The sequence below is a fragment of the Ruania alkalisoli genome, assembly GCF_014960965.1.
Taxonomy (GTDB): Bacteria; Actinomycetota; Actinomycetes; order Actinomycetales; family Beutenbergiaceae; genus Ruania; species Ruania alkalisoli.
The window spans coordinates 148,863-171,219 of sequence record NZ_CP063169.1 but is presented as its reverse complement, the minus strand read 5'-3'; the positions used below and the strand labels follow the sequence as shown (position 1 = coordinate 171,219).

Here is a 22,357-nt window from a genome sequence, read left to right as displayed (position 1 = left end):
CGGTCAGGGACCATGACCGGATTCCGAGCCTACCAGGGCTATAACATTCCAGAACAGCATGTAACATGCTGTCACAGATCGAGTGGGCCGCATCGACGCGTAGGAGGAGAGCCGGATGCTCGGAGCAATCGCCGACGACGTCACCGGAGCCGTCGACCTCGCCAGTAACCTGGTGTCGAGGGGATTCCGCACGCACCTGCACTTCGGCGTTCCGGAGACTTTGCCGCCGGCCGGCTATTCATCCGAGTCAGCCGATGCGATCGTCGTGGCACTGAAGTCCCGCACTGCCCCGGTCGAGGATGCCGTTGGTCAGAGTCTCGCCAGCCTTGGGGCGCTCCTCGCCGCGGGCGCTGAACGGATCTATGTCAAGTACTGTTCCACGTTCGACTCCACTCCCCGCGGGAACATCGGCCCGGTATGCGATGCGGTCATCGAGCGCATGTCTGCACGCACGGCCGTGGTGGTCCCGAGTTTCCCGGCCAACGGCCGCACGCTCTACCGTGGCCATCTCTTCGTCGGAGACCGGCTGCTGAGCGAGAGCTCGCTCGCTCATCATCCACTCACGCCGATGACAGATCCGGACATCCGCCGTGTCCTGGCCTCCCAGACCGCAGCCCAGGTCGGCCTCCTCTCCCTGGAGACGGTGCGGGAGGGTCCTGGCGCCGTCCGGGCGGCGCTCGACACCTTCGACGAGGCGGGGGTTCGGTACGTCGTCGTCGACGCCATCGATGACCACGACCTCACCACGATCGCGACCGCCACCGCCACCGATGCGGTGATCACCGGCGGATCAGGACTCGCGCTGGGTATGAGCGGCCCGTCATCGCACGCATCGCTACCCGCCCCGACGCACCTACGGAGCGGGCCAGGGGTGGTGCTGGCCGGCAGCGCTTCGGAGGCGACCCACATCCAGCTCGCGCGCGCCGCAGCAGCGAACGTGCCGATCCTTCGGCTCGACCTCGATGCGCTGGGTGAGGGCGTGCAGCGGGCTCGCGCCGAGGCGCAGGCGAGATTCGCCACGAACCCTGAGTCCGTCGTCATCGTGGCACCGGCGCAGTCCCCAGGGCGGGTCGAGGCAACCTCCCCCGACGGCGCTGCCCGGGCGGCAGCATTGGAGGCCGCGTTCGCCGACCTGGCACGAGGGCTGGCGGGCAGCGGCATCCGCCGATTCATCGTCGCCGGCGGCGAAACCTCCGGCGCTGTGGTCGATGCTCTCGGCGCACATGACCTCATCCTGGGCCAGACCATCGACCCGGGCGTCGCCTGGACCTTCACGTCCGGCACCGGCGGTCGAACGCCCGTCGCCCTCGCCCTCAAGTCCGGCAATTTCGGCGGACCCGACTTCTTCACCGACGCCTGGAGGCGACTGACATGACCCCCCTCGCCCCGGCGGCTGCGCCGACACAGATCACCGAGCTCGTACACCAGGCACACCGCCTCGCCTCTCTCGGACTCAGCCCTGGCACTTCAGGCAATATCAGCGTCCGCGTGGGTAGCAGCCTCTACCTCTCGGCAACCGGATCCAGTATGTCCACCATCACCGAGGACGACCTGGCCGAACTCTCCCTCGACGGTGAGCACCTCAGCGGTCCCCGGCCAACGAAAGAGGCGCCGCTGCATCTGGCGTTCTATCGCAAGGATCCCCACACCCAGGCGGTGGTGCATCTGCACTCAGCCCACGCCGTCGCGGCATCCTGCTTGCCGCCCTACTCCGAGCGCAGCGCCCTGCCTCCGATCACCCCGTACTTCGTCATGCGGGTCGGACAAACCCCCTTGATCCCATACGCACCCCCTGGCTCCGACGAGCATGCCGCGCAGCTCGACAAGCGCACCTTCATGTTCCGCGCTGCGTTGCTCCAGAACCACGGATCGATCGTTGCCGGTCATACGATTCCCCAGGCCGCGGAGGCGGCGATCGAGCTCGAGACCGCGGCCGAGGTCCTGCTCCACCTGGGTGCTCAGAACTTCACACCACTCACCGATGCTCAAGCCCACGAACTGGCCGAGCACTACCGCTCGTGCTGGGACGTCGAGGGCAGCTCAGCCCACCAGTGACCTGGGCGCACCCGCCGGGTCGGTCGCGAGCACCAGCTCCGTCCCCCGATCACGGACAGCCGCGGCCGCGCCCTCGGGTAGTTCGTCATCGGTCAGCACACTGTCGAACTCACCCAGTTGGGCGACGCGATGCGTGGCGAAGAGCCCGTACTTGACGCTGCCGGCGACGAGCACCTGTTTGGCAGAGACGTCCAACGCCGCCCGTTTGACGTCGACCTTCGCCTCGTGCGGGGTCGTGACACCACGAACCGCATCCCAACTGCTGGAGCTGATGAAGGCGATGTCGACATTGAGGCTGCGCAGAGTCGCTGCCGCGAGGCGGCCGACCGAGGAACGGTTGCGGTGATCGAGCAGTCCCCCGACGTGGATGACGTCCACCGTCTCGACATCGACGAGCGCGTCGAGAGTGCTGAAGTCATTGGTCACGACTGTCAGCCGCTGACGTGCGACGATGTGCGGAACCATCGCCAGGATCGTGGTCCCGGCGTCCAGGTAGATGGTCATGTCGTCGCTGACGAGATCGGCAGCCGCGCGAGCCATCGCACGCTTGTGGCCGACATCGACCGTCTCCTTGTCATCGCGCGAGGGTTCGGCCTCCAACTGGCCCGCTAGTCGTACGCCCCCAGGGACCGAGTAGGCGCGCCCTGCGCGCTCCAGCACCTCGATGTCTCGCCGCACCGTCATGTGCGAGACCCCGAGCCGCTCAGTCAGCTCGCGGACGGAGAGAATGGGGGATTCGCGCAGGTATCGCAGCAACTCCTCGCGCCGTTGGTCCGGGATCACGTGCTACCTCCGTTGCTCGAGCCTGGGCAGTCTAACATTGCTTCACACGGCATCACACCCAGCGCACACCCGTGGGACCATGCTCGCTCGAGGGTCCGGCACCCTCATCGTCACTCCTGCGGAGAGGGCGCGATCTACGCTCACGAGAGGGGCCGCCGATCAGGTCAGCGCCGAGCGCCGGAGGATGCCCGCGGCACCAGGTGTGCACCGGTGAGGTGCTCACGCGGCGCGACGTCAAGACCGTCCAGCCGCTCCACCAGCATCTGCACGGCGGCAGCGACCATCTCCTGTTGCTCAGGGCTGACCGAGGTCAGCGGCGGCACGGTGAAGCCGGCTTCGTCGGTGTCGTCGAAACCGGTCACCGCGACGTCCTCGGGCACCCGCAGGCCATGGCTGCGCAACGCCCGCATCGCTCCTACAGCGACGGCGTCGTTGATCCCGACCGCAGCGTCGAACTCGGCGCCGGAACGCAGCAGGCCCGTCATGGCCTCGTAGCCGGAGACGCGCCGGTCCCAGTCCGAACCGGCCACCATGAGGGCCGGGTCCGGCTCCATCCCGCGGGCGCGGTGCGCTGCCACGAAGGCGTCGTACCGCGCGCCCTCGGGGCGGCCACTCCTGGTGGAGTTCGACACCAGCGCCAGGCGCTGCCGCCCGGAGTCGAGCAGGTGCCGGGTGACGGCCTCGAACCCCGTGCTCTCGCCCATCACGACCACATCGATCAGGCCGGTACGGCCACCGCCGACCTGGACGACCGGCCGGCTCGGCACATGACCTCCCAGCAGCTCGGTGGTGAGGCGGTGCGGGCAGATGATGACGCCGTCCGCGTCGGCGGTGGTCACCCCGAGCACGGCATCCCGCTCCGCGTGGGCGTCCGGCGCGATGCGCAGGGTCGAGCTGAAGCCGGCGTCGCCGAGGGCCACGATCAGCCGTTCGGCGATCTCGGCGAAGTAGGGCTGGTACAGCTTGGGCACCACGACGGCGATACGCCCGCTGCGGCCCGACGCCAGCCCACGGCCGGCGCGGTTCACCTGATAGCCGACCTTCTGCACCGCCGCACGCACCCGCGCACGGGTCGCTTCGGCGACATGTGGGCGCTCGAGCAGCACGTTCGAGACTGTCTTGGCCGAGACGCCTGCCACCGCGGCGACGTCATCGAGAGTGGGCTTGCCGTTCATCTCGGGCTCGCCCCCATCGTGGACTCGCGCCGGATCAGGGATACGGGGACAGCCAGGTCACGCCCCTGCTCATCGGCGGCCCCACGCAGTCGGCCCCGAACCAGATCCACCGCAGCACGCGCCATACCCGCCGGGTCCGGATCGAGTGTGGTTAACGACGGCGTCGCGAACCTGCCGTCCTCCAGGTCACCGAAGCCGGTCACGGCGATCCGGCCCGGCACCTCGATCCCCGCCGCATACAAGCCGGCGAGCGCCCCGAGGGCGATCTCATCCGTTCCGCACACCAGAGCGTCCACCTGCGGTTGATCGACGATCGCCCGTTGCGCGCCGCGGTAGCCCGCACGCCGGTCCGGCCCCTCCAGGGCGAGGGCCGGGATTGCCGCTGCCTCGGGATGGAAGTCCAGCGACCCAGGGCCGAGACGCACGATCCGGGAACGCCCCATCAATCGCAGGTGACGCAGCACCAGGTCGGCGGCCTGCTCGCGGTCGACGTAGACGCGATCATGACCCGAGGTGGGCACGACGGCGGTGAGGTCGACGCGGACGACAGGGCCGTCGTCATCAGTGACCTCAGGCAACTCGGGAGCATCCACCGCCAGCAGCGCGTCGAAGGTTCGTCCACGTGAGGCGAGGACCTCGCGAAGGCGAGCTGCGTCGTCGTGAATCGGCTCGACGGCAGCATGAAGGCCGTGCCGGTCGACCTCGGTGACCAGCGCCTCCACCATCGCCGCGAGCAGAGGGCGGCGCAGCTCGGCCACCATGATGGCGATCACGCCCGTCCGGCCGGTGCGCAGGGTGCGAGCGGAGGCATTCGGGTGCCAGCCGAGCTCGGCGATGGCGGTGCGTACCTGCGCCTGGGTCTCGGGGCGGATGTGGGGTTCGCCGTTGACCACGCGCGAGACGGTCTTGACCGAGACGCCGGCGCGCTCGGCGACGTCGCGCATGGTGACCCGCATGAGCGACAAGCGTAGGCCCATGCCACTGCGACCGGGGCATCCCACACCAACCCTCCCCCTTCATGCGGGCTCAAACACATCAACCCTCCCCCTTAATGCGGGACGAGACACATCAACCCTCCCCCTTGATGTGGCACTCAATGCTAGTGTCGGAGCATGCGTGACGATGAGATCCGCCAGAAGCTGGTGTCATCCAACCCGTGGTGGGCAGCCGCAAGCCTCGGAACCGACGCCACGGTATGGAGCACGCGACACCCCGCCCTCACAGGCCTAGCCTCCTACGATGTCGGCTACCGTGCGTCGATTCTCGACGACGTCGCCACGGGCCCGGTGACCGACCGGCTGGTCGTGCTGACCGGACCTCGCCGGATCGGCAAGTCCGTCGTCGTGCTCCAGACTGTCGCGAGCCTCTGCGCGCGCGCTGATATCGACCCGCGCCAAGTCATACATGTGCCCTGCGACGGAATGAACCTGCGCGACCTGCGCCGAGTCCTTGTTATCGCACGTGCACAAACCGCGGCGATCGATCGCGACACGCTTCGGCCCCGGGTCTGGCTGTTCGACGAAGTCACCTCGATCAGGGGCTGGTCCGCGCTGTTCAAGGGAGAGCGCGACAACACGGACTTCAGTTTCGACACCGTCGTTGCCACGGGTTCGCGGTGGGACAAGACCGAGGACATCACCGGCAATCTGATCGCGGGGCGCGCTGGATCCGAGATCAGGAGACGGCGCATGTTACTCCCGATGTCGTTCCGGGAGTTCCTGGCTGTCAGCCGCTATGACCTGCCGCTGCCCGCGGCAAGCCATCCAGCATCACTACAGTCGGAGGCCGCCCGGCGAGGCTTGGAGGAGTTGTCGTTCCTGGTCGACGACTACGACTTGGCATGGCAGGACTACATGAGTGTGGGGGGATTCCCTCGTGCTGTCTCCGAACACGTCCGCAACGGCATGGTCTCAGACCAGTACCTGCTGGACCTCGAAGGGTGGCTCAAGCGCGATGTCGACCCGGACGCGGGCGACGAATCGATCCCGCTCCTGCTCGAGGCACTGGCGGCGCGCGCCACCAGCCCACTGGCCGTCAACCCCACGGCGATCGAGCTCGGTCGCAGTCGCGAGTTGTTGGATACGCGCCTGCATCGCATGGTTGCCTCGTTCGCGGTGCTCCGTTGCCCCCAACGGGACGCAAACGGCCGGATAGTTCCGCGCACGCAGTCCAAGCACTATCTGGTCGATCCACTGCTGGCATGGATGCCATCCCGGCTTCGAGCGGGCGCATCGACACCGGCCATGACTGCACTGACGGAGCAGGCGATCGGGGTACATCTTGCCCGTGCGATCGAACAGCTGAGCAATGGCCGGTGGATCGCAGGCGACACCATCGGGTACGGCAGGACGAGCAACGACAAGGAGATCGATCTGGCTCCCGTCTCGCTCCCGTCACCGAAGGGAACGGTGATGAGCGTTGCGATGGAGTCGAAGTGGGTCTCACAGGGGTGGAGGAGCGAAGCCCGCACCCTCACAGGCAAGTACGGGCGAGGCATCCTGGCCACCAAGTCGGTCCTGGATGTGAGTGGTCCGGTGTGGGCCGTTCCAGCTCCGATGCTCGCGCTCATGCTGGTGTGACCTCAGCGGCGCAGCCTCCGGGCCGCGTACCCTCACCGTGTGCACTGCGACTACTACGAGGCCGAGCAGTGTCGTTCGTGCACGCTCCTGGAGGTTCCGTACGCCGACCAGCTCGCGCGCAAGGATGCCCGCACCCGAGAAGCCCTCGACGGCGTCCCTACACTCTGGGAGGAACCCCTCGCCTCGGCGCAGTCCGGGTTCCGGAACAAGGCGAAGATGGTCGCCGGCGGCACCGTGGCCGAGCCGCGGCTCGGAATCCTCAGGGCGGACGGGGCGGTGCAGGATCTGCGCGAGTGCCCGCTGCACGAGCCAGTGGTGGCTGCGGCGCTTCCGGTGCTGGCGGAGTTCATGACGGCGGCCCGTCTGGTGCCCTATGACGTCACCTCCCGCCGGGGTGAACTGAAGTACGTGCTGGTGACAGCCTCCCCCGCCGGTGAGCTGCTGGTGCGGTTCGTGCTGCGGTCCACCGAGTCGGTGCCCCGTATCCGCAAACATCTTCCGTCGCTCACTGACCGGTTACCGCACCTGGCCGTGGCGTCGGTGAACCTGCATCCCACCCACAGCGCGGTTCTCGAGGGTGAGGAAGAGATCGTGCTCACCGAGCGGGCGCTACTGCCGATGAGGGTAGGGGATGTGGAGATGTATCTGCGGCCGCAGGGCTTCTTCCAGACCAGTTCGCAGATGGCCGGTGCGCTGTACACGCTCGCAGCATCCTGGACGGCGGAGCTGACCTACCGCACGGCCTGGGACTTGTACTGCGGCGTGGGTGGGTTCGCACTGCACCTGGCGCGCCCAGGGGTTGAGGTGATCGGTGTCGAGTCGAGCCAGGAAGCGGTCGCGGCGGCGACTGCGAGCGCCGCCGACGCGGGGGGCGGGGTCCGATTCGAGGCCGGTGACGCGACCGCCTTCGCTCTGGGCGCCGCACAGGAGCCAGATCTGGTGGTGGTCAATCCCCCGCGTCGCGGTATCGGGGCGGATCTCGCCGGGTGGCTGGAAGGCTCTGGGGTGCGGCACGTGCTCTACTCCAGCTGCAACGTGGATTCCCTCGCGCGCGACCTCACCGCGATGCCGTCACTGCGAACGGTGAGGGCGCAAGTGCTGGACATGTTCCCGCACACCGAGCACTTCGAGACGCTGGTGCTGCTGGAGCGGTGAGGCCCCGGCGATGCCGTCGGAGCAGCCGCAAGCCCCATGCACCGCAGCTACATCTGCACCGCCGCGGATGCTCATCTCGGGCTGATCGCCCGACCGGTCACCGGACGGACTAGACGCTGCCGTCGGCGAGGCTCACTCCGTCAATGGTGGACCGGTGGAGCTCCAGGTGACGTTCGTGGGTGGTCACGGCGCTCGGAGCCGCGACGAGGAGTCGCTTACCGGTCCGGCTCGGCCACGTCAGGGATACTGCGCCGTCGTCGGTGCGGACCTCGCTGATCACACCGTTGGCGCCGTGAGGCGTTCCAGACACACTCACCGTCCCGCACACGTAGGCGCGGCCCACGTCACGCAGCACCAACTCGCCGGGTTCGTCGATCAGGTCGCAGACCAGCTGCCAGCCGTCGTCCGTGCGGACCAGTCGGATACGCGGCTCGTGATCGCCGAACACCGCTGCTCGGATACGAACCGCCAGGCTGAACCCGCTCACCTCGGCCGTGATGAGGTCCCCGGCCATGACCTCACTCTCGACGTCCTCGATCACACGGTCGTTGATGTGCATCCGCAGGTTCGTGGCTCCCGCCAGATCGAGCCGGACCTGCAGCGTCTCCACTGGGATGGCCGTGCCTTCCTCGATGGGGTTCAGGATGATGTGCTCATCCCCGCCGGGAGTGCAGAACCCAGCGATCCACGCGACATCACCCTCGTCCTGCACGGAATGGAACTGGCCGGAGGCGAAGTCACGGCCGTTCTTGAGTGCACGGAGGCGAAGGACGTGAACGTCCTCCCAGATACGATCCTCCGGTTCGCACCAGTACCCGAGCAGAGGGCGACGTTGCAGCCAGAAATCGCCGGTGTTTGCCGATCCGACGGTTGCGGTCTGCCCCCTCCAGGTCGTGCCCACGACGGCCGCCGGCACCTCGCTCGGCCACGCAGTGACGCTGAACTGCTCGCGCAGCGTACCGAGGGTGCTGTGAAGCAGCCCGTGCCGCACCCACAGCGGAACATCGATCTCCACGATCGATGGCACCACGAGCCCGAGACCGCCGCGGTGGGGAGCTTGGATCGGCAAGGGCGGCGGGTCGAAGGGGGCCCGCATCCCCGTCGCCTTCGCCAGCAGGGCCAGGACCGAGGCGTTCTCGCCCTGATTGTCGCGGTAGGCGCGGGCCATCGGCCCGGAAAGTTGTCCGCCAGGAGTCCACCAACGTTGCACCAGGTGCGACCAGAGCTCGTTGAGGATCTCGCGCGCGTCCTCCCGTGCCTGCTCGTCCTGGATGTACTGGGTGATCAGGGTCACCGCTTCGGTCGTGATCGCCCAGTATCCAGGGCTGTTGTACTCGGCGAAACTGCCGTCGGTCCGGATCTGGTCGCGCAGCCTGCGCACCCGATCACGGGCATAGGAGGCCATCTCGTCGTCGTCGAGCAGCATCCCCGCCGCGAGTGTCACGAACGAGCCCTTGGCCGCGATATTCGTGTACGCCATCGAGACGTTGCGTCGCCGGATGGACGTCGCTGCGTGGCGCAAGGACGCCCGGACAGCTGACACCACACCCTCAGACAGCGCTGCGCTATGGCGCAGAAGCACCAAAGCCAGGGAGATCCCGAGGAAGTCGGCCCAGTTCCAGTCCGGTGGAACCATCTCGCTCAACGGCTCTTCCTGGAAGTAGCTCCAGATGCCGTAGGTCGCCGACTCTGGATCCACGTCCTGGTCGGCGATCACCTGAAGCAGGATCTGCTCAGCCAACGGCACTTGCCCGGTCTCCAGCAACGCGAGGGCATACTCCATGCTCTCCCGGTACGGGTGACGCTGTCCCGTCCACATCCGAGTGTGAATGGGGTTGTAGGCGGACGGTTCGACGATCAGGCCGACCTCAGGGTCGAACGCATGGTCGCCCGCACGGCGACCCAATCCGATGAGCATCGCATCGAACTCGGCAACGGTGGGATGGCGTTTGCCCACCTCAGGGGCAGTGATGCTGGTCATGGCATCCAATCGACTGATAGATCACGGTCATGGTCTTTCGCTAGGCATGCGCACGTCGCGACGTGCTGCGGTCAGGGCAGCGCACCTCGTGCCGGCAACCCGGCAACGGCTCCGGAAGGGTGTACTCCGCACGGCACACTCCGGATCGCGGACAGGACAGACTGCCGGCGCGGCCCGATCCCGAGCCGAGGCCTCCCGCAGGCCCGCCTCGACCGCGCGGGCACCTGCTCCGGTGTCAGTCCTTCAGTGCCCTCACCCGGGGGGTTGTTCCACGCAGGATGACCTGGGGGATCAACGGCGCTGCGGGCGCCAGCGGATTCACGCAGCTGCGTACGCCCAGAGCCCCCATCTCCTCCAACGGGGTGCGCACGGTCGAGAGGGTGATGGAGGTGGGATCGACGACGCCCAGCTCGCGGTCGCCGTATCCAGACACCGCGACATCCCGCGGCACGTCCAGGCGGTTGCGCCGCAGCTCGGCGATCGCCCCCAATGCGATCGCATCCTCGATTGCGAAGATGAGTTCCGGGAGCGGTCCTCGCCTGGCCAGCAACTCCGCCATCGCCGCGACACCGCCTGGGAGCGAGTGCTCGGTCGTGGCGATGGCCGAGTCGGGCAATGCGATCCCGGCGGCGGACAATCCCGTGCGGAACCCGTCGAGTCGCTCGCGCCAGGATGTCTTGTCCGTCGAGCAGATCGCGGCGAACGAGCGGTACCCGAGCCCGACCAGTGCGATGGCCAGTGCTTTGCCACCATCGAAGTCGGGGGGACGCACTGCGGGTACGAGGTCGGTCGATTCGCCGACGACCACCGCCCGCCCCCCTTCGACCTCGAACTGATGGAGCTCGGACAACAGCTGCGTACGAGCACGGTCCTCGTCCCGTTTGCGGACGAGCACGAGATACTGCGGGCGTTGCCGGCGCAGATCGCGAATCAGGCTTTGCTCGCGTCCGGGGTCGCCCTCCGTGGACTGGATGTTGACCACGAGATCGTGCCGCGTCGCCTCCAGGATGACGCCGTGGGCCACTCGAGCAAAGAAGATGTCCCGCAGGTCCCCGACGACCAGACCGATCGCGGGATAGTGACCGCGTACCGTCGCCTGCGCGGCAAGGTTGGGCAAGTACCCGACCTTCTCCGCGGCAGCGAGCACCCGTGCGCGGAACTCCTCCGCGACCGCGCGATCGCTCCCGTTCAGCACGCGCGAGGCGGTTGCCGGCGAGACGCCCGCCTCCCGGGCGACATCCTTGAGCCGAGCCCGCTGCGGTGCCGCTGTCATGAGGCCACAGTACGACGGCTCGTCGCTGGCATGCGGACAACGAGGCACCCGGGTGGGACGTGCGGGGTGGGCTTGCGGGGCGTCGCCCCGCAGGCCCACCCCGCACGTCGTCCGAACCAGCTGTCATCGAGGTCCGACCTGGGAGACGTCGATGGGCTCGAACGCCACCGGGGCCTGCCATGCCGGCGACGCGGCAGTGGGTCGGTAGTGAGCGGAGGCTCGGTCCTCGAACAATGGGTCATCGAGCACCGAGGCCTGGTCCAGTCCAGCGTCCTGCCACAATCCCCACCAGTTCTTGCCTGACCGCCACCGACCCAGCGCTGTGACTGTCATCGGCTCCGGGCCGGTCCTGATCGTCATGCCGAGCTGCCCGGAGTAGTCGTTTCGCAGCCGTGCCTCACTGGGGTCCGCCGCAGTCACGAAGTCGGTCTCGGTCCCATCGCTGAGATAACGCAGAGCAACCGGTCCAAAGCTGCCCGGAGTCGCACCGGTGCGGTAGGACCCGTCCGCATTGGAGCGGTACACGTCCCCGAGAACTGTCGCGGCGTCGGTCGTCGTCACCGGCGAGGGGTTGTGCCAGTAGTTTCCGAGCGACTTCACGTGCATCACCACGTGATAGACGCTGTCTGCGGCGAGCGTGACGGGTACTTGTAGCGGGCTGAAAGCGTAGGCGTCCGGTTCGGCGTCAGTGAGCGTCACCCGAATCTCGGCGCCAGGTACCGGCGTCCCGTCGGCAGCAACAATCGAGACCGCGTCACCGCCTGGGGAGGCGACGCCCGTGTCCTCCAGATCGGTCGAGTAGTCCCAGATGAGGTTGTTCTCGCTGCGTACCCTCGTCACGGCCGGATCGAAGCCGCGCCCACCGAAGAACACAGGCACACCGGCGGAGGCCACGATGTTCTGGCTGACGTCGATCGTGAAGTCGGCCAGACCGGCGGTCTCGTTCAGCCCCCCGCCCACACCGAACTGGTAGTAGTCGGCGAAGATGTTGTTGCGGACGATGTTGCCGGCGCTCTGGTTCGGCGCGCAGAAGCCGGTGCCGCAACCGTAGACGAGGTTGTGCTCGTACCTCATCAGGCTGCTGCCCTCGTCAGCATAGATCCCGGAGGAGGGGTAGCTCTTGGCACGCACGTCATGGATGAGGTTGCTACGCACCGTCGAGCCAGGCTGGCGTCCGAGGGTGTAGATGCCGGCCAGGTCGGAGAGCATGCCCTTGGCGATGTCGTGAATGTGGTTCTGCTCCACGACATTCCCGCCGATATCGGACTCCGTGAAGCTCCACCGCCAGCCGACCGATATCCCCGTATAGAACGTGTCGTGCACATGGTTGTGGGAGATCTCGGTGTCGAAGACGTCCATCGCGAGAATGCCGGCGCCGAGGTGGAAGACCTTGCCGATGTGGTCGACCTCGTTGTCACTGATGCGGTTGCCGCCGGTGGCCAGCTCGTCGATGTCGGGTCGGCTGAGCCAGCTGGCGATCTTGATGCCGCCGGAGCCTGTCTCGGTGACGCGGTTGCCCGAAACGGTCACGTCCTGGCAGTTCTCGCCCACCGTGATGCCGAACTCACCGACAGTGCTCACCGTGCATCCGGTGATCTCGATGTCGTGGGCGTTGATGACGTCCACCGCACCCACCGTGTGGCAGCCCGACTGGCCGCTCATCCAGGACTTCATCCGCCAGTAGTCCCAGTCGGTGTGGCGCAGCTCGAGACCGTGCAGGCGGACCCCGATGACCGGCGCGTCCGGCGTCCCGGCGATCTGGAGCAGTTGACGCACCGCAGGTGCCGAGATCTCGACCTCGTCCAGCTCCTCGTGATCGTGGGGTAGATAGGTCACGGTGCTGGTGGCCCGGTCGAGGTACCACTCCCCCGGCTCCGTCAGAGCTTCGTAGACGTTCTCCAGGTAGTAGATCCGTTCCGGCCACGTCTTGGTGTGATAGGGCCGGAACGCTACTGTCGCCTCCCGGGTCGCGGCGGCGACGGACTGCAGCGGTGCGCGTTCGTCGAACCACTCGCGCATGCAGACGACGTCGATGTCCTGCTGCCGCGACCAGGACGGATCGATGTCACCCTCGCGGTAGACGAAGGTGCGCGCACCGGTGCCCGCCTGGGTGGCGGGGTCGAAGTGGTAGAACTGCATGTCCAGATCCGAGACGGCCTCGTGGTTCTCGACCACAGCATTGACAGCCTTGGGTAACCGTGGACGCGGCCGCCGCGCATCGTCGACGTAGAGCTGGCGGAAATACCAGGGTTCGCCGTCGATGTCCGGCACCTGGGTCTGCCAGGCCCGCCGCCCCGCGTGCTGAGTCTCCTGCCAGCCGGAGAGCACGCGGGAGCCCGTGATGACTGCCCGCTCGCCCGGGTAGGTGGCCAGGGTCAGGTTCCCGACGGCGTCCCCACCGTTGACCTCGAGCGTGTCCTCGAGGCGGTGGTGACCTGCGCGGAGCCAGATCACAACATCAGCGCCGGCGTAGTCGGAGGCTCGTACGCAACCGATCGCCGCGGCAAGCGTGGCGACCGGGCCGTTGTGACTGCGGCCACGGCGCTGCGGCTGAGTACCGCTGCAACTGTCGTCGCCGCGAACAGGGTCGACGAAGATATCGTGCCCGAACTCGGGCTGCCGCGGCGGGGATGCGGTTGCGCTCACCGGCGCGCTGGCAATTCCGGCACCGAGTCCGACGGCGGCCATGCCGGTCAGGAGGTGTCGGCGGGTAAGAGTGGTCAGTAGATGTGAGTCGATGGGCATGGGTGTCTCCTCATTGATGTCACCTGATTCGCTTGAGAACTGGAACGGAGCCGAGTAGCGGCGTCCTCGTGTGCGGCCATCGCCACCGGATTCCTCACCCGGCGCCCGCGGATGGGACGGCAGTTCAGGCGTTGGCCTCGGCATAGGACTGGCTGAGCTCATCCTCGATCTGGGCACCGCCATCGGCGCGGAACTTCTCCACGCCGTCGGCCCAGGCGGAGACAGGCTGCCGGCCGAGCACGATGTCGAGCTCTAGCGCCTTCATGGTCTGGTTGAGCGAGGCAAGGCTCCGGGACGCCGTCGAGGAGTACAGACCGGCGGTGGGATCGACCGCGAACTCCTCGGTGAAGACCTTCTCGAAGTCCTGCCAGCGCTGCATCGGCTCCCGCGTCTCAGGCGTGGCCGCAATGACCCAGGGGCTGTCGCAGATGTAGTTGTGGCCGATACCGCGCTCGCCCCCGCGGTCCTGATCCTGCGTGATCTCGCCGTTGGCCATCGTGAAGTGCTCACCCTCGAGCCCGTACTTGCGGAAGAGGTACTCCTCAGTGCCGTACGGCGCAGCGAGGTAGTTCGCGACCGCCAGGAGCGTCTCGATCCGCTCGGTGGAGGCAGCGTTGATACCGGTGAGGGTGACGTTCGGCTCGCCCAGGAAGGGGGTGCCGGTACCGGACTCGTACCCGGGCACGGGCACGCCGTCGCCGATGTAGCCGTCCTGCTCACCCGTCGGGTCGACTGCGAGCGCCGGATAGGAGCTCATCGTCCACCATCCGTAGGAGGCCGAGCCGTTCTGGAACCACGCGCGCTGATCGCTGTCGCTGGCGGTGGCGGCGTCGGGATTGACCATCCCGGCCTCGACGATGCGGCGCATCGATTCCAGCGCCTCCTCCTGGCCCTCGGCGGCATAGGCGCTCACGATCCGGTCGCCGTCGAGGTACCAGTTGTTCGGCAGACGCAGCATCTGGCGCACGAAGTCGGTCGGGATCGAAGCCAGCGCCCAGGTGTTGGCCGACGGCGCGTTCATCTCCTCCAGGGCGGCATACCACTCCTCGAACGAACCCGGCTCCTCGGTGATGCCCTTCTCTGCCAGGAGGTCCTTGCGGGCGTACATCATCAGCGAGGTCATGTAGCCACGGACGATCGGGATCGCCCGGATGCGGCCGCCGAAGATCGTCTCCTGCCAGGAGATCGTGGGGAGGTTCGCCAGGAACGGGTAGTCGAGGATCGCGTCACCGGCGAGGTGGTCGGTGAGGTCGGCCGCCTTCGCGGCGAGCAGCTGATCGAGCGCTGCCGTCTGATCGACGACGATCGTGAACAGGTCGGGCAGTTCATCTCCGGCGGTCATGGTGGCGAACTTGGACGGATAGTCCGGCGACGGCGTCAGGGTGGGAACGTAGTTGATGCCCAGCCGTTCGTTGAAGGCCTGCCAGAACGGGTTGGACTCCAGCGGTGGCGGTGCCACCGAGGCAACTGTGAGGCAGGTGACGTCACCGCCGTCGCCGGGCACCTCCGTGATCGCCTTCACTGGCTCCGGATAGCGGTAGAACAGGTCGCTGTAGCGACCGGGCTCGCCCGGGACGTCCGCGGTGACGCCCGTGTACTGCTGGAAGGTCGGCAGCACATCGGCGGCTGCGGCGCCCGGGTCGGCGGGGCCGGCGGTTCCCTGGGTACGGCAGCCGGCGAGCGAGGGGGCAGCCACGGCAGCACCGGTGAGCGCACCGAAGCGGAGCAGGTTTCGACGGGACAGGTTCATATGGATCCTCCAATGGGTGGGGCGATCAGCCTTTGACCGCGCCGGTGAGCACGCCTTTGGCGAAGTGCTTCTGCAGGAATGGGTAGACACAGAGGATGGGGACGATCGAGATCACGAGGATCGCCATCTGGATGGCGTCACCCGGTGGCATCTCCGTCGGGGAGCCGAGTTCGTCGCTGGAAAGCGCCGAGCCGTTGATCACGTAGGTGCGCAGGACGAGCTGCAACGGCCACATCGAGGAGTCATTGAGGTAGAGCAACGCATTGAAGAAGTTGTTCCAGTAGCCGACGGCGTAGAACAGTCCGACCACTGCCAGCACGGCCTTGGACAGCGGGATGCAGATCCTGCTGAAGACCATCCATTCGTTCGCGCCGTCGATCCGGGCGGAGTCGATCAGCTCACCCGGCACGTTCTGGAAGAATGCACGGATCACGATCACGTTGAACGCCGAGACCGCCATCGGCAGGATCAGCGCCCACCACGAGTCGATCAGACCCAGCTGCTTGACCGTGAGATACGTCGGGATCATCCCCGGCGTGAAAAGCAAGGTCGCCAGCAGCAACCAGAGCATGACACCGCGGCCTGCCATGTAAGGCCGCGAGAGCGCGTAGGCGAGCAAGGTGCTCACGAACAATGACAGTGACGTCCCGACCACGGTGACACCGACCGAGACGACAGCGGCCCGGGTGATGACGCCGCCGGACAGAATCGCGGTGTACGCACTCAGCGATGCCGTCTCCGGCCACAGGACCATGCCCCCGGCACGGGCGATCTGCTGCTGATCGGCCAGTGACGTGGCAACGATCGCCACGAACGGCGCGATCACGAGTGCGCAGGTGATGGTCAGGACGATGCCCTTGAGAGCGCGGATTCCTGGGTGCGGCCGGTACTGACCGTCGATCAGGCGCGGTCGCATGGCGGTTCTAGCCACGGCGGTACACCCCTTCCTCGCCGAAGATGTGGGCGAGCTTGTTGGCGCCGAGCACGAGCACAACCCCGACGACTCCCTTGACCAGCCCGACGGCGGCCGAAACACCCCAGTTCCCACCGAGGACACCGTGGTTGTAGACGTAGGTGTCCAGCACTTCCGAGACGTCCCGGCCCACGGCGGGCTGCAGCAAGATGATCTGCTCGAACCCGACAGTGAGGGCGTCCCCCAGGCGCAGGATGAGCAGCAGGATGATGATCGCCCGCAGGCCCGGGAGCGTGACATGCCACATCTGCCGCATTCGTCCGGCGCCGTCGAGCGACGACGCCTCGTACAGCTCGGAGGGAATGGTTGCCAGCACGGCGAGGAACAGAATGGTCGCCCAGCCCGTGTCCTTCCAGATCACCTGAGAGGTGATGAGGGCCAGGAATGCATCCGGGTTGCCGATGATGTCGAGGGCCTCGAACCCGCGCGAGCGGAGGAAGTTGTTGATCATCCCGGAACCACCGAGCACCTGCTGGAACACCGAGACGACGATCACCCAGGAGAGGAAGTGCGGGAGGTAGAGGATCGACTGGACGGAGCGCTTGATCCGTTCCGATACCAACGAATTGAGCAGCAGCGCCAGCGCGATCGGAGCGGGGAATACGAATGCCGTCTGCACCAGGGTGATCAGCAGTGTGTTGACCAACGCATTCAGGAACGCCGGGTCACCCGAGGTGATCACGGAGAAGTTGTCGAAGGCCACCCACGGCGACCCGGAGATACCCAGGAACGGCAGGTAGTCCTGGAACGCGATCACGTTGTTCGCCAGTGGCAGGTACTGGAAGAGCAGGATGAGCGTCATGCCCGGAAGCGCGAACAGCCACAGCATCCAGTCACGCCGGACTGCGACCGCGATGCGTTCCCGGCGCGTCAGCCGGCGGGGCGGAGCGCCGCCGGCTCCCTGACGCCCCGTTGGCGCTGTGTCGGGATTGCGTTTGCCCGATCGCGTCGTGGTTGGAAGAGCCATCTATCCCTAGTCCTTGGTTTCTGCGGCGTTGCAGTATGCAATCTGGCCCGAAAGAGCGGCGCCTATACCGGGAGGCGGAGCCGTGCCCCTCCTGGGAAAACGCGTTCCGAGATAGGAACATACGGCAGCGAGTACCTCCGGTCAACCCCAGGCGCGGATTGAGCCAGGTCGACGCCGCGACGGACCGTTCACAGCACGTGCGCCGCCTCACCACTGGTGATCTGCACGGGCGCCCCGGAAGCCCACGACCAGGCCGCCACCGGACAATGCCACCGAAGGGACCGAACGAACGCCACCCGACACGGTCAGGGATGGTCCGCCCCTACTCCCGCAGCCGCCCGCCGATCAGCCGCAGCGCCGCATCACGCGCTTCCCGCCCCCGGCTCCCGCGCCGGGTCACCACCTGGTCCACCAGTGCCTCGATCACGAGTGCGAGAGCGGCACGGGAGGTGTGCACCAGCTCATCGGAGAAGGAGTCGCTGACGGCGGGAATCACCAGCGCCGTGTCGGCGTGCTCGACGATCGGCGCCCGCGCGAAGGACGTCAGCACCAGCACCCGCGCCCCGGCCTCGTGTGCGGCCGCGGCCGCATCGAGGCTCGGCTGGTTCGCTCCCGAGCCGGAGATCACCAGGCACACCGAGCCCGGCTCCAGGCTGCGCGCCGCGATCAGCTGGGAGAGCGTGTCCGGCAGGTACTCGGCCGGCCGGCCCGCGGCGCTGAGCCGCATCGCCATGCTCAGCCCCAGCGGTGCGGAGAGACCGGCGGCCACGAGCACCACCCGGGGAGCCTGGTCCAGCGCCGCCACGAACCGTTCCACGTCCGCGGGGGTGAGGGCCGCCGTCAGGTGGGGCAGTGCGCGCGCGAACCGGTCGACCGCGGCGCGCAGGCTGCCGATGGGCGAGTCGTCGGCGGTCGCGGTGGCCGGAGCCAGGGCGACCTCGCGTGCCAGCGCCACCCGCAGCTGCGGGTAGCCGTCGTACCCGAGGCTCTGCGCAGTGCGGATCACCGACGCCCGGCCCACACCGACCCGGTCGGCGATCTCCTGTGCGGTGCACTCCACCGCGGCGGCGAGGTCGGCGGCGATCGCATCGACCACGCGCCGTTCGCTCGGCTGCAGCGAGGGTGCCAGCGCGGCGATCCGCGCCGACACCGGAGCCTCAGCCGGTCCCGTCCACGTCACGGACACGCGCTCCCTCCATGATGCGCCGGCGAATCGACCCGGAGATCAGGTCGAAGACCATGGTGATCACCACGACCACGATGAGCAACATGCCCACCGTGTCCCACTCGCGGTAGTTGGTGTAGTTCGACAGCATCGAACCGATCCCTCCGGCACCGACCAGTCCGAGAACAGCCGAGGTGCGGATGTTGATCTCGCACCGGTACAGGGCGAAGGACATCAGCACGGGCGCGACCGCCGGCCAGATCGCCCAGCGTGCGATCTCGGCAGTAGATCCCCCGGCGGCACGCACGGCCTCGGTAGCTCCGGTCGGGGCCGACTCGACCGCCTCGTACACCCACTTGGACTGGGTCCCGATACCGGCGATACCGAGCGCCAGGGCGCCAGTGAACGGCGTCAGGCCGGTGACGGTCAGCAGCACCAGGGCGATGATCACCTCAGGCACGGCCCGGATGACGGCGAAGATCGCACGCAATCCCACGCGCAGCCACGCCGGGCCCATCCCGCTCGCGGCCAGCATCCCCAGCGGGATGGAGACGACCACGCATCCGATCGCCCCAAGCCACGCCATCGAGATCGACCGCCAGGTCTCGAACAGCGCCCGGGGCAGCTTCTCCCAGTTCGGGTCGGCGAACATCAGGCGCAGGTATTCCACCACCCGGCCGGGGACGTCGCCGAGTTCGGTCCAGCTGATGTTCAGCCCGGCTGTCGCAGCCAGCACGACGGCGCCCGTCACCACGGCAGTGAGGGTGGCCGTCACGCGAGAGGGCTTGGGTGGGAGGGCCGGGGTGCTTGCCGGTGTGGACGTCACCGTGGTCTGCTCCACGGCACCGGGGCTGGGGACCGGCTCGGCTGAGCCGGGCGCCACCTCGTCGTGGCACTGCGCCACCTCGCGCCGGCTCATCGCAGTCTCCTGCGCAGCGCGTTCGAGATGACTTCGATGACCACGACCACCACGAGGATCTCCAGGATGATCACCGAGACGTCGTCGTAGGCGAAGAACCCACGGCGTTCATCCAGCAGCCGGCCGATCCCGCCGGCGCCGACGATCCCGAGGATCGCCGAGATACGGACGTTCAGCTCCAGGGAGTACAGCCACTGGTTCGCGAACAACGGCCAGGACTGCGGCAGCACCGTCGCGCGGTTGATCTGCGCCTGCGTGCCGCCCGCGGCGGTACCCGCCTCCAGGTAGGGATGGTCGGCGGAGTCGACGGCCTCGGAGACCAGCTTGACCACCACGCCGAGGTCGAACAGAAAGAGGGTGAGGAAGCCGGGCAGGGTCCCGACGCCCACCATCGCGACCAGCACCGTGGCGAAGACGAGGTCCGGGACGGCCCGGTTGACGTTGATACAGAATCGCACCAGCTGGCGCGTGACCGGGTTCGGGTTGCTGGGCCGGGCGGCAGCGAGGGTCAGCGGAATGGAGACGATCGCCGCGAACGCCGCACCCGCCACAGCCATCGCCAGGGTCTCCAACATCGGGGCGACCGTGCGCGGCAGGAACGACAGATCGGGTCGCAGCAGCTGAGCGATCTTGTCGGCCCCGTTGGACCAGTTCCGCACCAGCCCGGCCAGGTCGATCTCCACACCGCCGATCGCGGGCCAGCAGGTGAGAGCGGTGAAGGCGCACAAGGCAACCAGAACCAGTGCTCGCCGCCCGGCTCGGCGGGGCCGCGGCGGCAGTCCCCACTCAGACACGGCCTCAGGTGAGGCGGACGCACGGGGAGGGGACGCCGTCGGGGGCATCACACGCTCCCCAGGCGGTCCCGGCCCTGGATCGGGCGACCGTAGATCTGCTCGAAGTCGGCGTCGGTGGCCTCGGCCGCCGAGCCGTCGTAGACCAGTTCCCCGTCGCGCAGGCCGATCATGCGCTGGGTGTACTGACGTGCCAGGTCCATCAGGTGAATGTTGATCAGCACCGTCAGGCCGCGTTCGCTGCTGGTGCGGGCCAGATCGTTCATGACGGCGTGCGCGGTCGGCGGGTCGAGGCTCGCCACGGGTTCATCGGCCAGCATCACCGACGGCTCCTGCGAGAGCGCACGTGCGATCGCGACGCGCTGCTTCTGACCACCGGAGAGAGCACCCGCGCGGGTCCAGACCTTCTCGAGCATGCCCACCGAGTCCAGTGCGCGCAGCGCCAGCTCGCGGTCGGCGGCGCGGTTCAGGCCCAGCACGGTGCGAATGGTGGGGGTGTGCGCGAACCGGCCCACAAGCACGTTGTCGAGCACGCTGACCCGGTCGGCCAGGTTGAAGCCCTGGAAGATCATGCCGACGTGGCCGCGCAGCTCCCGCAGGGCCCGCCCCCGGGCGCGCGTAACGTCGTGACCACCAGCGGTGACCGTGCCCGAGGTGACCGGAACCAGACCGTTGATCGTGCGGATGAGCGTCGACTTCCCCGAGCCCGACAGGCCCACGATCGAGACGATCTCACCAGGCTCGATGTGCACCGTGACGTTCTTCAGCGCCTGCGTCCCGTTCGGGTAGGTGACCGAGACGTCGGTGAGCGAGAGGGCCCAGGGCGCGGCGGTCTCGGCCGCCGCGCCCCCGGTCGTGGAGTGTGTCGTCACCGGCTGAGCTGCACTCATTGACTGACCTGGGCTCATTGACTGACCTGGGCTCACTGACTGACCTGGGCTCACTGACTGAATTCGGCGAGGATCTCGCCGTAGCGGGTGATCTCGTCCTCGGCGGTGTCGGCGCTCCAGTCCGAAAGTCCGACCAGGTCGAACATGACCGTGGCGGCCTCGTCGGAGGAGTCGGCGTAGTCGTCCATGAGGGTGGTGAGCTCGGCCACCAGGTCCTCCGGCAGGCTCGGGGCGACGGCGACGCCACCGTTGGGGATCATCTCGGTGTAGGCGAACACCACGACGTCCTCACCGACCGTCGGCACCTCCTCGGTCACCGTGGAGCGGGCGTCCCAGTAGGCGAACCCGACCTCGGCGTCGCCGTTCGCCACCGCGAGAACGGCGTTGTTGTTGCCCTCGACCGGGATCTGCTGGATGCCGGCATCGGTGTCGATGCCCTGCTCACGCATAGCGACGACGGGGTACTGGTAGCCGGCAGGGGAGGTGGCCGCCTGCAGTGCGACCGGGGTGCCCTCGGCGATGCTCGCGAGCGCCTCCTGCCCGGCGGGCCCCTGCCCGGCGGCGTCCGGACCGGCCTCGGTGCCGTTGCAGTAGGAGAGCTCGTCTCCCGTCGCGCCGTAGGTCGCGGTGACCACCTCGTCGGCGCAGTAGGTGCCGGGGTCATTGGTCATGGCGATCGAGGCGTAGGAGGTGGCCCCGAAACGCACGTCACGCAGGATCAGCTCGGCGTCGTACTGCTCCATCGCGTTGTAGAGGGAGCCGGCGTCGGTGATGAGCACCTGCGCCTGGTCGGCTCCGAGCGCCTCGACGGTGGCCGCGTAGTCGGTCGCGACCACGCCCTCGACCGTGATGCCGAGGCCGTCGGAGAGGTAGGTGGTGAGCGGGTCGAGCGCCTCGGCCAGGTCTTCACCCTCGACGGAGGGGACGAGGGAGATGGTGATCTCCTCCGGCCACTCGGTCTGGGTGGAACCGGCGGAGTCGGCGGAGTCGCTGCCGCCGTCGGAGTCGGTGCCTTCTGAGCCGGAGGCCTCGGAACTGCAGCTGGCGAGGGCGAGGGCCGTCGTCGCGGCGAGCGCGGTCACGAGCGTGGTCTTGCGCAGGTTCTGGCGCGGATTCGAACGCATGGGCCGATGCCTTTCGGTGGGCGTGCGGGGTG

The 22,357-nt window shown here is 67.7% G+C and carries 18 protein-coding genes; 4 read left to right on the top strand and 14 right to left on the bottom strand.

From position 1 onward, the window contains the following. Positions 1 to 115 precede the first annotated feature (115 nt). Together otnK and IM660_RS00775 are read left to right on the top strand one after the other, a co-directional pair. The gene (gene otnK, locus IM660_RS00780; protein ID WP_193497560.1) at positions 116 to 1,375 is read left to right on the top strand and encodes a 3-oxo-tetronate kinase; all 1,260 of its coding nucleotides are present in this window, start codon (positions 116 to 118) and stop codon (positions 1,373 to 1,375) included. Next, positions 1,372 to 2,055 (top strand): class II aldolase/adducin family protein, encoded by a 684-nt coding sequence (locus IM660_RS00775; protein WP_193497559.1) that lies wholly within the window; start codon positions 1,372 to 1,374, stop codon positions 2,053 to 2,055. The genes otnK and IM660_RS00775 overlap by 4 nt, the downstream gene beginning before the upstream one ends. On the opposite strand, the gene IM660_RS00770 is transcribed toward IM660_RS00775, so the two are convergent. The 3 genes from IM660_RS00770 to IM660_RS00760 all read right to left on the bottom strand — a co-directional run bounded on the left by IM660_RS00770 (position 2,041) and on the right by IM660_RS00760 (position 4,969). Then, complete coding sequence (locus IM660_RS00770) at positions 2,041 to 2,838, bottom strand: DeoR/GlpR family DNA-binding transcription regulator (RefSeq protein ID WP_193497558.1); 798 nt, start codon at positions 2,836 to 2,838, stop codon at positions 2,041 to 2,043. The genes IM660_RS00775 and IM660_RS00770 overlap by 15 nt on opposite strands. A 164-nt stretch (positions 2,839 to 3,002) precedes the next feature. Continuing rightward, positions 3,003 to 4,013, bottom strand: coding sequence for a LacI family DNA-binding transcriptional regulator (locus IM660_RS00765; protein WP_193497557.1), 1,011 nt, complete (start codon positions 4,011 to 4,013; stop codon positions 3,003 to 3,005). Next, positions 4,010 to 4,969 carry a LacI family DNA-binding transcriptional regulator gene (locus IM660_RS00760; RefSeq protein ID WP_246465071.1) on the bottom strand — a complete coding sequence of 320 codons (960 nt, stop codon included), beginning with the start codon at positions 4,967 to 4,969 and terminating at the stop codon, positions 4,010 to 4,012. The genes IM660_RS00765 and IM660_RS00760 overlap by 4 nt, the downstream gene beginning before the upstream one ends. 156 nt (positions 4,970 to 5,125) lie before the next feature. Between IM660_RS00760 and IM660_RS00755 the strand changes: the two genes are divergently transcribed. Next, positions 5,126 to 6,592 (top strand): AAA family ATPase, encoded by a 1,467-nt coding sequence (locus IM660_RS00755; protein WP_193497556.1) that lies wholly within the window; start codon positions 5,126 to 5,128, stop codon positions 6,590 to 6,592. A 39-nt stretch (positions 6,593 to 6,631) separates the two neighbouring features. Next, positions 6,632 to 7,747: a 23S rRNA (uracil(747)-C(5))-methyltransferase RlmC gene (gene rlmC, locus IM660_RS00750; RefSeq protein WP_193497555.1), complete on the top strand. Its 1,116-nt coding sequence runs from the start codon at positions 6,632 to 6,634 to the stop codon at positions 7,745 to 7,747. 109 nt (positions 7,748 to 7,856) lie between these two features. Here rlmC and IM660_RS00745 read toward each other — a convergent pair whose 3' ends face one another. From IM660_RS00745 to phnD, 11 genes are all read right to left on the bottom strand, one after another. Beyond that, positions 7,857 to 9,728, bottom strand: a complete 1,872-nt coding sequence (locus IM660_RS00745) for an alginate lyase family protein (RefSeq protein WP_193497554.1) — start codon at positions 9,726 to 9,728, stop codon at positions 7,857 to 7,859. 235 nt (positions 9,729 to 9,963) lie between these two features. Then, the gene (locus IM660_RS00740) at positions 9,964 to 11,001 is read right to left on the bottom strand and encodes a LacI family DNA-binding transcriptional regulator (RefSeq protein ID WP_193497553.1); all 1,038 of its coding nucleotides are present in this window, start codon (positions 10,999 to 11,001) and stop codon (positions 9,964 to 9,966) included. A 123-nt stretch (positions 11,002 to 11,124) separates the two neighbouring features. After that, entirely contained in the window at positions 11,125 to 13,746 is a 2,622-nt protein-coding gene (locus IM660_RS00735; RefSeq protein WP_193497552.1) for a right-handed parallel beta-helix repeat-containing protein, read from the bottom strand. A gap of 124 nt (positions 13,747 to 13,870) precedes the next feature. Further along, a complete protein-coding gene (locus IM660_RS00730; protein WP_193497551.1) occupies positions 13,871 to 15,496 on the bottom strand; it encodes a substrate-binding domain-containing protein in 1,626 nt (541 codons plus the stop codon). Positions 15,497 to 15,521: 25 nt separating this feature from the next. Beyond that, complete coding sequence (locus IM660_RS00725) at positions 15,522 to 16,427, bottom strand: carbohydrate ABC transporter permease (RefSeq protein ID WP_246465070.1); 906 nt, start codon at positions 16,425 to 16,427, stop codon at positions 15,522 to 15,524. Continuing rightward, entirely contained in the window at positions 16,420 to 17,436 is a 1,017-nt protein-coding gene (locus IM660_RS00720; protein WP_193497550.1) for an ABC transporter permease, read from the bottom strand. Before IM660_RS00720 ends, IM660_RS00725 begins: the two co-directional genes overlap by 8 nt. Positions 17,437 to 17,758: 322 nt before the next feature. Continuing rightward, positions 17,759 to 18,622 (bottom strand): MurR/RpiR family transcriptional regulator, encoded by an 864-nt coding sequence (locus IM660_RS00715; RefSeq protein WP_193497549.1) that lies wholly within the window; start codon positions 18,620 to 18,622, stop codon positions 17,759 to 17,761. Further along, positions 18,594 to 19,520, bottom strand: coding sequence for a phosphonate ABC transporter, permease protein PhnE (phnE, locus tag IM660_RS00710; protein ID WP_193497548.1), 927 nt, complete (start codon positions 19,518 to 19,520; stop codon positions 18,594 to 18,596). The genes IM660_RS00715 and phnE (IM660_RS00710) overlap by 29 nt, the downstream gene beginning before the upstream one ends. Next, positions 19,517 to 20,314, bottom strand: a complete 798-nt coding sequence (gene phnE / locus IM660_RS00705) for a phosphonate ABC transporter, permease protein PhnE (protein ID WP_246465069.1) — start codon at positions 20,312 to 20,314, stop codon at positions 19,517 to 19,519. The genes phnE (IM660_RS00710) and phnE (IM660_RS00705) overlap by 4 nt, the downstream gene beginning before the upstream one ends. 47 nt (positions 20,315 to 20,361) lie before the next feature. Next, entirely contained in the window at positions 20,362 to 21,201 is an 840-nt protein-coding gene (gene phnC, locus IM660_RS00700) for a phosphonate ABC transporter ATP-binding protein (RefSeq protein WP_193497546.1), read from the bottom strand. Between the two features lie 50 nt (positions 21,202 to 21,251). Beyond that, positions 21,252 to 22,325: a phosphate/phosphite/phosphonate ABC transporter substrate-binding protein gene (gene phnD, locus IM660_RS00695; protein ID WP_193497545.1), complete on the bottom strand. Its 1,074-nt coding sequence runs from the start codon at positions 22,323 to 22,325 to the stop codon at positions 21,252 to 21,254. Between the last annotated feature and the right edge of the window lie 32 nt (positions 22,326 to 22,357).

What these genes read in the sequence shown, in the direction of transcription:
- otnK (WP_193497560.1), top strand. Translation starts at nt 116, where the DNA reads ATGCTCGGAGCAATCGCCGACGACGTCACCGGAGCCGTCGACCTCGCC.
- IM660_RS00775 (WP_193497559.1), top strand. Translation starts at nt 1,372, where the DNA reads ATGACCCCCCTCGCCCCGGCGGCTGCGCCGACACAGATCACCGAGCTC.
- IM660_RS00765 (WP_193497557.1), bottom strand. Translation starts at nt 4,013, where the DNA reads ATGAACGGCAAGCCCACTCTCGATGACGTCGCCGCGGTGGCAGGCGTC.
- IM660_RS00760 (WP_246465071.1), bottom strand. Translation starts at nt 4,969, where the DNA reads ATGCGGGTCACCATGCGCGACGTCGCCGAGCGCGCCGGCGTCTCGGTC.
- IM660_RS00755 (WP_193497556.1), top strand. Translation starts at nt 5,126, where the DNA reads ATGCGTGACGATGAGATCCGCCAGAAGCTGGTGTCATCCAACCCGTGG.
- IM660_RS00745 (WP_193497554.1), bottom strand. Translation starts at nt 9,728, where the DNA reads ATGACCAGCATCACTGCCCCTGAGGTGGGCAAACGCCATCCCACCGTT.
- IM660_RS00740 (WP_193497553.1), bottom strand. Translation starts at nt 11,001, where the DNA reads ATGACAGCGGCACCGCAGCGGGCTCGGCTCAAGGATGTCGCCCGGGAG.
- IM660_RS00735 (WP_193497552.1), bottom strand. Translation starts at nt 13,746, where the DNA reads ATGCCCATCGACTCACATCTACTGACCACTCTTACCCGCCGACACCTC.
- IM660_RS00730 (WP_193497551.1), bottom strand. Translation starts at nt 15,496, where the DNA reads ATGAACCTGTCCCGTCGAAACCTGCTCCGCTTCGGTGCGCTCACCGGT.
- IM660_RS00720 (WP_193497550.1), bottom strand. Translation starts at nt 17,436, where the DNA reads ATGGCTCTTCCAACCACGACGCGATCGGGCAAACGCAATCCCGACACA.
- phnE (WP_193497548.1), bottom strand. Translation starts at nt 19,520, where the DNA reads ATGAGCCGGCGCGAGGTGGCGCAGTGCCACGACGAGGTGGCGCCCGGC.
- phnC (WP_193497546.1), bottom strand. Translation starts at nt 21,201, where the DNA reads ATGAGTGCAGCTCAGCCGGTGACGACACACTCCACGACCGGGGGCGCG.
- phnD (WP_193497545.1), bottom strand. Translation starts at nt 22,325, where the DNA reads ATGCGTTCGAATCCGCGCCAGAACCTGCGCAAGACCACGCTCGTGACC.